The organism is Synechococcales cyanobacterium T60_A2020_003 (genome assembly GCA_015272205.1).
GTDB lineage: Bacteria > Cyanobacteriota > Cyanobacteriia > RECH01 > RECH01 > JACYMB01.
Genome location: JACYMB010000112.1, coordinates 1 through 12,616, shown reverse-complemented (window position 1 = coordinate 12,616; position 12,616 = coordinate 1). Strand labels below are relative to the sequence as shown.

Below are 12,616 nucleotides of genomic sequence, written 5' to 3'. Positions count from 1 at the left end.
AACTGCGCTTCGGTCGTTTGCTGACGCTGAAGGGCAATTGCCAGGGAATCGTTAGCATCTCGTAGTCGCCGCTGAACCGTTTTCTCCTGTTCTTGAGCTTGTTCCAGGTCTACTTCAATTTGATCTTTTTCATCCCGAGTGGATTCCAGATCGAGCTTTGCCGTTTCCAGTTCAGTCTGAATCTCTTCTAGCTCAAACACACCCGTTCGCAACTGATCATCAATCAAGAACAAGATGGCGAGGGTAGACGTGGAAATGATCCCCCCGGTCAAAATACTAATCAGGGTTGCCGTCTGACGCGGGCGCAGGTTGAACAAGCTTAGCCGTGCTTTACCCACGCGCATACCGATGCGATCGCCCAACGTCGCAATCACACCCCCCAACACTAAAATTGCTGCAATCAGGACAACCCCAGTGGTCATCAGTCACTATACCGCCGATTCAGATATAGCCTACTCCATTCTGAAGTTGGTTGACGGCAAATCACCGACGGAAAGCGCACCATCCAGATAGTAAGCAAACAAATCTTAATTAAACCAGACCCAGGGTTCCCCTAGGTAAACTGCTGGCTCAGGGCAACGGGGTTGTGAACGGTGATTTTTTTCTTATGGATAGAGATCATTCCTTCTTGGCGCAAGTCGCCCAGGAGTCGCGTGACCGTAACACGGGTCGATCCGATGGCTTCGGCGATCGCCTGATGGGATAATTTCAAATCCACGGTGATTCCATCACTGCTCGGAACACCAAAATCGCGGCACAGAATCAGTAAAAAGCTGACGAGCCGAGATCCCATATCCCGATGCGCCAGGGTTTCAATCATCATCTCCGTTTGGAGAATGCGAGAGGAAAGCCCCCGTAGCATCACCATCGAAAGCTCCGGATGCTCGTAGAATGCCTTTTCGACCTGCTCAATCGGCAACGATAAAAGCTCGACCGGGGTAAACGCAACCGCATGGTAGAACCGATCAGATCGATTCCCCGTAATTAGAGACAGAACGCCAAACACGCTATTCTCGCGCAAGAGGGCTACCGTTATTTCCTCCCCAGCCTCGTATACCCTCGATAACTTGACGGCTCCGCTGAGGAGGAAATACACTCGCTCTGCCGGATCGCCAGGGAAGAAGATCGTCTTTCCTCGCTCAAAGGTTTCCACCATCGGTGGAAATGCACTACCGCCAATTTGTCTAAAAACGCTTGCCAGTGGCTTGTCTTGCGTCACAACCATACCCCTTGCCCTTCCCAGTTACCCCAAGACTGACCCAATTGTATAGAGTAAAGTCCAGTGCTCGCACGGAAGAAAAACACTGACTCTACACTAAAACGTAACTTGGGGCACAAAAATTGTACCCGTTGTTACACAATGGCTGTAAAGTCGCATTTTTGCCTCTTCCTATGTGTCCCCTTTTTTCAGTATTCTCCTAATGGCAGCCTGACAATGTGTTTAGGCGCTCGTTGATTTGTTTCATTTTAGGGGTTTTATGCTGGATCTAACCGGAAAAAACGCTCTGGTTACAGGGATTGCCAATAATCGCTCAATTGCATGGGGCATTGCCCAGCAACTCCACAAGGCAGGTGCAAACCTTGGCATTACCTATCTTCCAGACGATAAAGGGCGTTTTGAGAAGAAAGTGGCAGAGCTGGCTGAGCCGCTCCAACCCTCACTGTTCCTACCTTGCAACGTTCAGGATGATGCACAGGTTGACGCAGTGTTCAGCGAGATCAAGGATAAGTGGGGTCGCCTCGACATCGTCATTCACTGCCTAGCATTTGCGAATAAAGAAGATTTATCAGGTGAATTTAGCGATACGTCGCGCGAAGGCTTTATGACAGCGTTGGATATTAGCGCCTACTCCCTGCTCCAACTGTGCAAGGGAGCAAAGCCGTTAATGACCGAGGGCGGCAGCGTCGTTACCCTAACCTACCTAGGCGGCGTTAAGGTTATTCCCAACTACAACGTCATGGGCATTGCCAAATCGGCTCTAGAAATGAATGTGCGCTATCTAGCCTCAGAGCTAGGCCCCCACAATATTCGCGTAAACGCCATCTCCGCAGGCCCAATTCGCACCCTAGCATCTTCGGCTGTAGGCGGCATTTTGGATATGATCCACCATGTTGAGAACACGGCTCCGCTTCGTCGTACGGTGACTCAAATAGAAGTGGGCAATACGGCAGCGTTTTTATGTAGTGACCTGTCCAGCGGCATCACCGGACAGATCCTTTACGTGGACTCGGGTTACGAAATTATGGGAATGTAAGGTTCCCTTTTCCAAGGCTGAACCATGGCTACGCCGAATTAATTCAACCTATGCGAGAATGAGACTGCCTTTCATTCTCGTTTTTGTATATGCAGACTCGCGATCGCCAAATTCAGCCTCAGCGTTTTCCTCACGAGCTAGAGCTGCTACCCAGAACGGCATCCGTTAGCCGCACCACCCAAGAGACCGAGGTTCATGTAAGCCTCAACTTGGACGGACAAGGGCACTGTACAGCAACGACAGGGATTCCATTCCTGGACCACATGCTGCACCAGATCTCCTCCCACGGGTTAATTGATCTGGATGTGAAAGCCAAGGGGGATATCGAAATTGATGACCACCACACCAATGAAGATGTCGGCATTACCCTAGGTCAAGCCTTGCATCAAGCCTTGGGCGATCGCAAAGGCATTGTCCGCTTTGGTCACTTTGTCGCACCGTTGGATGAAGCGTTGGTGCAAGTGAGCCTCGATTTTTCTGGACGACCCCATCTCAGCTACGGCCTGCAAATTCCGACTGAGCGGGTCGGAACTTACGATACTCAGCTCGTTCGAGAGTTTTTCGTGGCCGTTGTGAACCACAGTCAAATGACGCTCCACATTCGTCAACTGGACGGCATTAACTCCCATCACATCATTGAAGCGACCTTTAAGGCGTTTGCTCGGGCGATGCGGATGGCGCTTGAAATTGATCCGCGTCGAGCCCACACGATTCCCAGCTCGAAGGGCGTTCTGTAAGATTCTATGCCCGAAGGTCCCGAAATTCGTCAGTCTGCGGATGCGATCGCCCGGGCGATCACCTACCAACCCGTGGACGAGGTCTTTTTTGCGTTTGAACATCTCAAAATCTACGAATCCCAACTGACAGGTCGGATCGTGACCGCAGTGAAGCCGAGGGGAAAGGCGCTCCTGACCCAGTTTGATAATGGATTGTCGATCTACAGCCACAATCAGCTCTACGGCAAATGGATGATTCGCAAGGCGCGTCAGCTTCCGACTACCCAGCGCCAACTCCGGCTGGCCATTCACACCGCTAAGAAATCGGCACTGCTTTACAGTGCGTCGGATATCGAAGTCTTAGATGACCTAGAAATTGCCCAGCACCCTTTCCTCAGCAAGCTAGGGCCAGATGTTCTGGACGATGACACCCCATTCGAAACCGTCGCCGCGCAGGTCCAGTCTCCCAAATTCCGGCGACGACGACTGGCGGCCTTGCTGCTAGACCAGCAGTTTCTCTGCGGCTTAGGAAACTACTTGCGGAGCGAGGTGCTATTTATGGCTGGAATTCATCCCCTTCACCGTCCCTGCGACTGTTCTGAGCACCAGTTGACCAATCTCGCCCAAGCCGCGATCGCCCTCACCCGCCAATCCTACGAAACGGGGGGAATTACCAACGATTTGGCGATCGCCTCTGAGTTGCGATCGCAAGGCAAAAAACGCTGGGAGTACCGTCACTGGGTCTTTTACCGCGACGGTCGACCATGCTTCCGCTGCGGCACCACAATCCTAAAAGACACGGTATCTGGACGACGCTGCTACTATTGTCCAACCTGTCAATCCAGCTAGCGATGCTCTCTCTCATCTTTACTCCCCCAAGACTTACGCAATTGGGCGATTTTGCGCGGGTTACACCCGCGCAAAATCGCCTACAAGACTCAGGACGCCGCACGTAGTGCGTAAGTCCTGACCCCAATGCTTGGACAAGGGATTTTGATGCCGAACAAGCCAACAATCCGTTATCCAAACCTAAGTTCAGGGGCGATCTCACCATAGAGGCATCTTAATGCATACACTGGAGCATCTATGCATTAAGAAGTATTGCTAATTTTGAAAAACTTGTGTTACCTTTCTTAATAGTTAAAACGCTACCAGAACACGAGGATTACAACGCTATGGAAAACCAAGATACCAAGTTTGGCTTCACGAAGTTCGCGGAAACCTGGAATGGCCGTCTAGCTATGATGGGTTTCGTTATTGGTCTCGCGACTGAGCTTTTGACTGGTCAAGGCATCTTATCTCAAATCGGCTTAATGTAAGGCTTTGATCCGTAGGTTTTGTTCGTGACGAGTTCAAGATCCCCGGGGAGGCAGTGCCTCCCTTTTTTTATGAACGATCTCGAATCGTTCATCGATCAGGTAGCTGAAGCTATGGTGCTCAAACCTGTATCCTTTCCCTCACGCTAAACAGATACTCGCTCGTGGGCGATCGCTTTTGCGTTATAGCCATCCCCGTAGGGCATAGATCACGTAACCAATGTGCTCTTTGATCGCCTGAGTGGTTTGCTCTAGATATTTCGAGGATGGCAAACTATCCAGCAACCGAGCCTCAAAGGAGATTTCTCGGGCATCATCCACCGGATCGGGAATGAGGAAATCCGTGGGGGCAGGAATGGCCTCTATGCCCTGTTTCTGAAAAATCTTGAGCGATCGCGGCATGTGCATGGCGGAGGTCACCAGCAAGATGTGCTTGATGCTGCGCTGATCCAGGATTTTTTTAACGTTAACCGCATTCTCGTAAGTGTTCAGCGAATCCGGTTCTTCGACAATCGCCGTTGCTGGAACCCCCATGGTTTCCATGAGTTCCGCCATATCGCTGGATTCTGGCCGTTGTTTGCCATACCAATCCACCCGGCCTCCGCTCAAAATCACGAGGGGAGCCTTTTTCTGGCGATATAGGCGAGCCGCGTACAGGGGGCGATCGCCCGATTCCATCACCTCCACCCACGGGCGCGGCGGAATCCAGGGATGGGTCGCCCCACCCAACACCACGATCGCCTCCGCCTCTGGGATTTCCGCTAGGGGGCGATACTGCTGTTCGAGTGATCGCACCCACTGGGTGGTGACCCAGCCATTGCCCCCCAACCCCAGCACCAGTAACGCCAGGATAAGGCTAATCGCCGCCCAGCGGGGCTTTTTCCACATCGTCACCAGAGCCACCACAATCAGCACACATCCCAAACCCAGGGGATAGACAAACAAGGGTAGGAGTTTTGAGATAAATAAGGACATGGGGCGATCGCCTAAAGGGAACTAACGCTGCAACGAAAACTCGTCGAACTTCACCACGGGGGCATCGGGTTGACGCGTATCAAATCGGTAGCTGCTCACCGTTCCCGTGCCCGTATCCAAGATGCTGAACACGGAAATATCATTGCTGGCAACGTAGGGCAGGGGTTGCCCTGACTCATCCAAGAGGGGGGCGATCGTCGGCACAATAGGAACCAGTCCATTGGGGTCGCCAAAGGCCGTATAGTCTTCCTGAAACCCAATGGGAATGGGGCGACGTTGATCGGGGGTGAGAAATGCCCCGTAGGTATTGCCCACATTCGACGTTTCTAGGTAGTGGGTTCCGGCAGCGCTCTGAAACCGATTCCAGACATGACTATGTCCCACATGGACAAGCTGCACTCCAGCAGCCTCCAACAGGGGCACCACATCCCGCACAAGGTAGTCTTTTGCTTTGGGATACTCATAGCGAATCGATTTGATCGTGCCATCCGCAAAGCGCTCCACCACTTGTACCGGGTCGGTGTAGGCCGGAACGATGTTATCCCCTAGGGTGTGGGGCGGATGGTGAAACATCACAATTTTGTACGGAGCCTGCCGAAATTCGGTGCTGTTCAATTCTTGCTCTAGCCACTCATACTGGGGACTACCTTTGCCAATCGGTTCAAAGATGTGCTGACCATAGCCCCACTGTGCGGGATTGGCTAAATCTTGATCCCGTTCCCGGTAGCGTCCGCGCGTATTCGGTTCCAGGCTGGGCGATCGCCAAATGTTCGTTGCGTAGAGCACCACCAGGCGAATATCCCCAAAAGTGACCGCATAGTAGTGCTGCTCTGGATTGTCATTGGGCAGGGTAAAGATCTCGCGGAACGAATCGACATTGAAGGAATTATTTTTGATCCATTCGGCCTTTTGGTCGGAATCCAGATCGACTAAAGCCTGCTTGCTGTAGAGAATTTCGGCCGCCCGTTTGGGATACGGATCGTTGAACTGATCATTTAATTCGGCGTCGGTGGAGAAGCGTCCCATGACTTCATGATTGCCGACCGTAGGAAACAGCGGAGCCGTTTGAATCAAGGCTCCACCCCGATAGCGAGTGGTTGTCCCCTCTTTTTCCAGGGCATAGTTCGCCCGTCCCTGGAGTACCGGAAAAAACGCGCCACCGCGATTATCATCAAACCATTCCGACGCGCGATCGGGCACATTGACTAAGTCGCCTGCCATCAAGACCGCATCCACGGATCCGACCGTTTCGGCCACCTTTTGCAGATTGGCCGCCGTCATCGGCATCAGTTGGTGATCGGAGGTGAGCAAAATTTTGAGGGGACTACCTTGGGGAGGTGCAGCCGTCAGCGTGTAATCGGCACTTTGGGCGATCGCCCTTCCGTCTTGACTCACAACTCGGTAGGGAAGCCGCACACCAGCGGGAAGATTGCTTACGATGGCCTCATGCCGCCAGATCGCCCGATCGGTCGGTGTAGTAAACACCTGGCCTTCCTCCACCTGCTGACCCACCTTAGACCTTGCATCCTCGCGCATCCGGCTGAGTTTACGTGTAGTAGCGATCGCCCGCTGGTTAAACCCGTCGCCATAGTCCACCCAATGGTCAGTTCCTTCAAACTCAGTGAACCAAACCACGTTCACCGATGACAGGGTCGGTGCTTGCAAAAAAGGTTCAGTCAGTAACGCAACTGGAACAGAACTAGGATTCATGATCGTCGGAATTAGAAGTATATAGGCGAGAACAGTCAAAAGTCCAACGACAAACAGCAGAATGCGCCCATTGGAATAGGTTGACATGGTTGAAATCAGAAATGAAGTCCGAGAGCCAACCGCAAGAACGAGCAAATCGTCTCGGCTCTACAGCGATCGCAGAACATTGAGCAGTCTCAGAATAACGTTAATATAAGCACGTTAACGGGAACCCTAAACGAGACAGGAATGGAAAACGCTTCCATTGTCATCGACCCCGTCCGTGATTTCAACCGAAACTCACCACGCCATAGATTACTGCATCGCTATTTATAGTCCGACTGGTATAGTCTTAGTTAGCATTCAAGTGTGTTTCGTTACTCCCTTATTTCACTCCTACCCCGGCATGTCACTCTCTGATTCAGTGCCATTTGAGGTTCTTCAGCAAGTTGCTGAGTATTTTGATGTGTTAGCCGAACCGATGCGACTGCGCATCCTAAATTTGCTCCGTGGCGGAGAAAAATGTGTTCAGGAATTGGTTGACGCCACCGCCACCAGTCAGGCGAACGTGTCTAAACACTTGAAGGTAATGCTGCAAGTTGGCATTCTGACGCGCCGCACCGAAGGCACCTCTGCCTACTACAGCGTGGCGGATGATCTGAGTTTTGAACTCTGTACCCTAGTGTGCGATCGCCTTGCTAGCCGTATTGAAGAGCAAGCCCAGCATTTCCGAGCCTTTAGCTTCTCCGTGAAAGCCCCGCACTCTGCCGAAGGCGAGTGTCGGGATGAAAGCGGGGCGGTTGCGAGTCCCCCTTGCAGCTATGCCAAGCAATCGCGGGGCGGCGGAGAGGGGAGACGAGCAAACCGCCAGCCTGGTATAATTGGCTAAGCATCGCAGGGTTGATTTCCCCTGATAGGTACGCTTTCGACCGACAACTGGAGTTGACCGACCCGTAGGCCTAGGCCGCAAGTCTCCCGTTTCCAAGGTTGCAATAGAGAGCATTTTTGAAACAGCACAGCAAACCTCCTTGGTGGAAAAAATTGTCAACAGTGGGGCTGGGCGTCTTCCTCACTATAAAAAGCTCGAACCCGGTAACCAGTGGTAGAACACTTCCGGTGGGAGAAGCCCGCACCGTATGTTTGCATCGGTGTCGGGAGTACGTCACCCTATCGAACGGTAAAACCGAATAGCGGATACCGGATTATCGGCTCTCAGCCATCGGATGAACGTGCCAAAAGTCGTTTATGGTAACGAACGAGTATCCCTGATCTTGGAGTCGGGGAATCACATGATCAGCGATCGCCGCCACATCTCGTCCCCCGTGATAGCCATCGTGTAAGACGATCAAGGAGCCGTTACCCACCTGCTGCACAATCCGATCCGAGGCAACCTTCACTCCTGGCGACACCCAATCTTCAGGCACGACGCTCCACATCACCGGGCGATAGTTCCAGCGTTCCAAGTGTTGAAGAATTTGCGGTGTGAAAAGACCGTTAGGCGGACGCACATCGCGCACCTGTTGGCGCACATAGGGCAAGTCCAGACCGCAAGCTTGGGCGATCGCCTTTTGGTTGCGGTTCAAACTGCGGCGGAGGTCTCTCAGGGACAGTTGGGGGAAGGAATCATGGCGATATCCGTGCAACCCAACCCAGTGCCCGCGCTCAAACACCTGTCGAGCCACATGGGGAGCATGGTCTGCATTTGCACCGAGCCAAAAAAAACTGGCCGTCACGCCATGCCGATCGAGAACCTGGAGGAGCGGTTCGGTGTAGTCGGGGTGGGGGCCATCGTCAAAGGTGAGGGCGATCGTGGGGGATTTTGAGCACCCTGTCCAAAGACAACTTGGAAACGCAGGCTTTAAAACTTGGTGCAATAACGGATAAATGGGAGCCAATTGCATAGAGGATTGCTCTGAGGCACTGAGAATAGGTCAACATCAGGAACGCTGCATCTGTTCAGTCTGCCTATAGCCAGCCTTCCCATACTTTCATTGTCGGCGGTACAGCCAGCCTCCGGCAAGAGCGGATATTTCACCACCCAAGGTAAATTTGCTTGATTGACGGCTTGTATAGCTGTTGCCAGCTAGCTTAGCCAATGCTGATCGCCAACTCGCATCAACCAGTCGGACATCTGCCCTAAACGGCTTCCGGGCAGACCGCATAGTTATGGCGCACCCGTGCCGACTCAATCACAGAGCTTAAGACATCGCTACTCAGAGGCTTGACCAAAAATCCATCGAAACCAGGATTTTCCTCTTGGGGTAGCCAACTAGGAGCGTGGTGATCGGTCAGCGCCAAAATCGTTGAACGGTAGGCTCCTTTCACCCAATGCAACTGCTCGACCAGCCCCGGCGACCACATCTGCTGATCTCCGCCAACGATGACGAGATAGGGTACGGCTTTCGTTGCAACGTTAAGCAACTGCTCGGCGGTATTGATAACCACGCACGAACAGCGCAACCGTCTGAGAAGACTCTGTAATTGCTCAGTGTCTTCAGACTGATGATCTAACACGAGGACATAACAACCTTGTAAAGCTTGCATAGCGGACACACAATGCCATGCCGTCACTATAGCGATCGCCCTTTTCAGGCTATGGTTTCCTCAAAGGGTTATCTATCCATCGTTTGAGGCATCGAAGACAATTTCTAGTACATTTTATTCTTCAATTTCTCTTAGCTTTCTCTTTGAATTCGAGCAATCTTTCTTATTAAAGATCTCTTAAATACCTCAAGTTTTTATTTTTAGAAGACTTTTTGAAATACATAACTAGGATCAAGACTTCACAAAAAAGATAAAGAAAGTATTAAGGAAAAGCAATGTTTATACTCAACGGAAACAAAGCGTCTACAAACTCAGTCTATACGCGAGAAAGCTCACGTCTCAAGAGTTTTAGCGTCTAAATCCATTAAAAATTGGAGCTATTGATTCCCAAGGACAATGTCTATTGAGGCGATCGATAATTTCTCTAAAGGAATTGCTAGACGGCCTACGTCTAGGCTCTTCATTGGTTGATGGCCAAAGGGATTTTACGTAATACTCTTACATTTCCATGCTGACACCAGCATCAATTTTACGTTTTAAGAATAAGCGTTTCAATGTTTATAGAATCTACAAATCAGTGACACATTATGCATCCATTGATCCGGTTCATATCGAGTTCACCATCTGGGGACGGTCTTGGTCTTCATAGAAAAGCGATCGCCCCTCTTGGAGAAGCGATCGCCAACTCAATTCACATCAGGAGTAGAGAGAACTCTACCGTCTAGACCTTAGTAGTCAAAGTCGCCGCCCATACCAGCGCCAGCACCCGCACCAGCCGCTTCCTTAGGCTCAGGCTTGTCTACTACGATGCACTCGGTGGTCAAAACCATTCCGGCGATGGACGCCGCGTTTTGCAGAGCGGAACGGGTTACCTTCGCAGGGTCAACAATACCAGCCGCAAACATATCAACGAACTCGTTGTTAGCTGCGTTGTAGCCGACGTTGAACTCTTTCTCTTTCACGCGCTCAGCGATTACAGCGCCGTTTTGGCCTGCGTTCTCAGCAATGCGCTTCAGAGGAGCGGTCAGGGCACGAGCCACGATGCTAGCACCGATCAACTCTTCACCGGACAAGCTGGAGTTTGCCCAGTCTTGGAGCTGAGGCGCGAGGTGAGCCAGGGTGGTACCCCCACCGGGAACGATCCCCTCTTCAACGGCAGCCTTGGTTGCGTTGATGGCATCTTCCAGGCGCAGTTTGCGATCCTTCATTTCGGTTTCGGTTGCCGCACCCACTTTGATTACGGCAACACCACCGGACAGCTTCGCCAAGCGCTCTTGCAGCTTCTCTTTGTCGTAGCTGGAATCGGTCTCTTCAATCTGACGACGAATCTGTTCGCAGCGTGCCTTGACTTCAGCCTCGTTCCCTTCGGCAACAATGGTGGTAGTGTCTTTGGTGATGGTGACGCGGCGAGCCTTACCGAGCATATCCATCTTGACGCTATCGATCTTCAGACCCGCATCTTCGGTGATCACCTGACCGCCCGTCAGAACCGCGATGTCTTGCAGCATGGCCTTCCGGCGATCGCCAAAGCCAGGAGCTTTAACAGCCGCAACATTCAGAACACCGCGCAGACGGTTAACCACCAAGGTTGCGAGAGCCTCTTTCTCGATGTCTTCTGCGATGATCAGCAGAGGACGGCTTGCGCGTGCAACCTGCTCTAGAACGGGAACGAGGTCTTGAACCAATGCAATCTTCTTGTCGGTGAGCAGGATGAACGGCTCGTCCAGAACCGCTTCCATGCGCTCGGTATCGGTGGCGAAGTAGGGAGAGATATAGCCCTTATCAAAGCGCATCCCCTCGGTGACTTCGAGTTCGGTGGTCATGGACTTCCCTTCTTCCAGGGAGATCACGCCTTCACGACCAACTTTGTCCATCGCCTCAGCGATCATCGCGCCAACTTCGTCGTCGTTGCCTGCGGAGATAGAACCGACCTGAGCGATCGCCTTGGAATCTTCAACCGGACGAGCGTGGCTAGCAATTTGGTCAACCAGGAATCCGGTTGCTTTGTCGATACCGCGCTTCAGGGAGATGGCGTTTGCACCTGCAGCCACGTTCCGCAGACCTTCTTTGACGATGGCGTGTGCTAGAACGGTTGCGGTGGTGGTTCCGTCACCCGCTGCGTCGTTGGTCTTGGATGCTGCCTGACGAATCAGGGAAACACCTGTGTTCTCGATGTGATCTTCGAGTTCAATTTCCTTCGCAATGGTGACGCCGTCGTTCACGATTTGAGGTGCACCGAACTTCTTCTCTAGAACGACGTTTCGCCCTTTGGGGCCGAGGGTGACTGCAACCGCTTCAGCCAGAATGTCCATTCCCTTTTCCAGGGCACGACGAGCGTTTTCGTTGTAAACAATGCGCTTAGCCATAGTACCTCTTCAGTGTTGTTGAGTTCTCGGTTTCAATTTGGGTTTAGAGCTAGGTGTGCTAATGGAAATTAGCTAACTACAGCCAGGATGTCCTTCTCGGACAGCAGAACGTACTCGTCGCCACCGAGCTTGATGTCGGTTCCGGCGTATTTGGAGTAGAGAACCTTGTCGCCCACTTGGACTTCGGGTGCTTGGCGAGAGCCATCATCGTTGCGCTTGCCAGGGCCAACTGCAGCGATTTCACCAACTTGGGGCTTCTCCTTTGCAGTATCGGGAAGCAGAATGCCACCAGCGGTTTTTTCTTCAGATGCGCTGACTTTTACAAATACGCGATCGCCCAGGGGCTTCACGGTAGAGACGCTTAGAGATACAGCTGCCATAGACACTTCTCCAATTCAAGAATTTAGATTTGACAGTTCAAATCAGGTAGACAATACAAAGTGGGTTCACTTCCGTGGATTCTATGACGAACCTGAATTGAACCCAGTCGGAAACTGAGACTCGTTACCCAATGCAAACCAAATTTCGGCAGGCTTGAAGCCGTTGTTTGGTGCTCCAAGCATTGAGTTAGCACTCTCACCTTCCGAGTGCTAATGTAGCGGAATGCGGGATACCGCTGCAACTTTCTGGTCGGTACGGGTTACCGAACTTGGGGTGAAGGGGTGAAGGGGTGAAGGAATGAAGGGGTGAAGACAATAACCGGGGAGACCAGCGCATGACCATCGAGATGACCTGTCCGACCTGTGGGTCTCACG

13 protein-coding genes are annotated in these 12,616 nt (G+C 52.1%); 5 read left to right on the top strand and 8 right to left on the bottom strand.

Going from position 1 to position 12,616, the window contains the following annotated elements; genetic code table 11:
* The coding region (locus tag IGR76_05820) for a DUF3084 domain-containing protein (protein MBF2078035.1) at positions 1-422 on the bottom strand (422 nt) is incomplete at its 3' end.
* 131 nt (positions 423-553) lie between these two features.
* On the bottom strand, positions 554-1,225 hold the full coding sequence (gene ntcA, locus IGR76_05815) for a global nitrogen regulator NtcA (protein MBF2078034.1): 672 nt from the start codon (positions 1,223-1,225) through the stop codon (positions 554-556).
* Between the two features lie 253 nt (positions 1,226-1,478).
* Between ntcA and fabI the strand changes: the two genes are divergently transcribed.
* The 4 genes from fabI to IGR76_05795 all read left to right on the top strand — a co-directional run bounded on the left by fabI (position 1,479) and on the right by IGR76_05795 (position 4,290).
* A complete protein-coding gene (fabI, locus tag IGR76_05810) occupies positions 1,479-2,255 on the top strand; it encodes an enoyl-ACP reductase FabI (protein MBF2078033.1) in 777 nt (258 codons plus the stop codon).
* A gap of 89 nt (positions 2,256-2,344) precedes the next feature.
* Entirely contained in the window at positions 2,345-2,992 is a 648-nt protein-coding gene (hisB, locus tag IGR76_05805) for an imidazoleglycerol-phosphate dehydratase HisB (protein ID MBF2078032.1), read from the top strand.
* Between the two features lie 6 nt (positions 2,993-2,998).
* Positions 2,999-3,820, top strand: a complete 822-nt coding sequence (gene nei, locus IGR76_05800) for an endonuclease VIII (protein MBF2078031.1) — start codon at positions 2,999-3,001, stop codon at positions 3,818-3,820.
* A gap of 326 nt (positions 3,821-4,146) precedes the next feature.
* Positions 4,147-4,290, top strand: a complete 144-nt coding sequence (locus IGR76_05795) for a high light inducible protein (protein MBF2078030.1) — start codon at positions 4,147-4,149, stop codon at positions 4,288-4,290.
* Positions 4,291-4,470: 180 nt separating this feature from the next.
* On the opposite strand, the gene IGR76_05790 is transcribed toward IGR76_05795, so the two are convergent.
* Together IGR76_05790 and IGR76_05785 are read right to left on the bottom strand one after the other, a co-directional pair.
* The gene (locus tag IGR76_05790; protein MBF2078029.1) at positions 4,471-5,262 is read right to left on the bottom strand and encodes a YdcF family protein; all 792 of its coding nucleotides are present in this window, start codon (positions 5,260-5,262) and stop codon (positions 4,471-4,473) included.
* Between the two features lie 21 nt (positions 5,263-5,283).
* Complete coding sequence (locus IGR76_05785; protein MBF2078028.1) at positions 5,284-7,059, bottom strand: metallophosphoesterase; 1,776 nt, start codon at positions 7,057-7,059, stop codon at positions 5,284-5,286.
* Between the two features lie 298 nt (positions 7,060-7,357).
* On the opposite strand from IGR76_05785, the gene IGR76_05780 reads away from it, so the two are divergent.
* The gene (locus IGR76_05780) at positions 7,358-7,840 is read left to right on the top strand and encodes a helix-turn-helix transcriptional regulator (protein ID MBF2078027.1); all 483 of its coding nucleotides are present in this window, start codon (positions 7,358-7,360) and stop codon (positions 7,838-7,840) included.
* Between the two features lie 313 nt (positions 7,841-8,153).
* Here IGR76_05780 and IGR76_05775 read toward each other — a convergent pair whose 3' ends face one another.
* From IGR76_05775 to groES, 4 genes are all read right to left on the bottom strand, one after another.
* A complete protein-coding gene (locus IGR76_05775; protein ID MBF2078026.1) occupies positions 8,154-8,852 on the bottom strand; it encodes a polysaccharide deacetylase family protein in 699 nt (232 codons plus the stop codon).
* Between the two features lie 235 nt (positions 8,853-9,087).
* Positions 9,088-9,396 (bottom strand): hypothetical protein, encoded by a 309-nt coding sequence (locus IGR76_05770; GenBank protein ID MBF2078025.1) that lies wholly within the window; start codon positions 9,394-9,396, stop codon positions 9,088-9,090.
* 827 nt (positions 9,397-10,223) lie between these two features.
* Entirely contained in the window at positions 10,224-11,861 is a 1,638-nt protein-coding gene (gene groL / locus IGR76_05765; protein ID MBF2078024.1) for a chaperonin GroEL, read from the bottom strand.
* 68 nt (positions 11,862-11,929) lie between these two features.
* Positions 11,930-12,241, bottom strand: a complete 312-nt coding sequence (groES, locus tag IGR76_05760) for a co-chaperone GroES (protein ID MBF2078023.1) — start codon at positions 12,239-12,241, stop codon at positions 11,930-11,932.
* Between the last annotated feature and the right edge of the window lie 375 nt (positions 12,242-12,616).

Coding starts and splice junctions, on each gene's coding strand:
- ntcA (MBF2078034.1), bottom strand. CDS start 1,225: ATGGTTGTGACGCAAGACAAGCCACTGGCAAGCGTTTTTAGACAAATT.
- fabI (MBF2078033.1), top strand. CDS start 1,479: ATGCTGGATCTAACCGGAAAAAACGCTCTGGTTACAGGGATTGCCAAT.
- hisB (MBF2078032.1), top strand. CDS start 2,345: ATGCAGACTCGCGATCGCCAAATTCAGCCTCAGCGTTTTCCTCACGAG.
- nei (MBF2078031.1), top strand. CDS start 2,999: ATGCCCGAAGGTCCCGAAATTCGTCAGTCTGCGGATGCGATCGCCCGG.
- IGR76_05795 (MBF2078030.1), top strand. CDS start 4,147: ATGGAAAACCAAGATACCAAGTTTGGCTTCACGAAGTTCGCGGAAACC.
- IGR76_05790 (MBF2078029.1), bottom strand. CDS start 5,262: ATGTCCTTATTTATCTCAAAACTCCTACCCTTGTTTGTCTATCCCCTG.
- IGR76_05785 (MBF2078028.1), bottom strand. CDS start 7,059: ATGTCAACCTATTCCAATGGGCGCATTCTGCTGTTTGTCGTTGGACTT.
- IGR76_05780 (MBF2078027.1), top strand. CDS start 7,358: ATGTCACTCTCTGATTCAGTGCCATTTGAGGTTCTTCAGCAAGTTGCT.
- IGR76_05775 (MBF2078026.1), bottom strand. CDS start 8,852: ATGCAATTGGCTCCCATTTATCCGTTATTGCACCAAGTTTTAAAGCCT.
- groL (MBF2078024.1), bottom strand. CDS start 11,861: ATGGCTAAGCGCATTGTTTACAACGAAAACGCTCGTCGTGCCCTGGAA.
- groES (MBF2078023.1), bottom strand. CDS start 12,241: ATGGCAGCTGTATCTCTAAGCGTCTCTACCGTGAAGCCCCTGGGCGAT.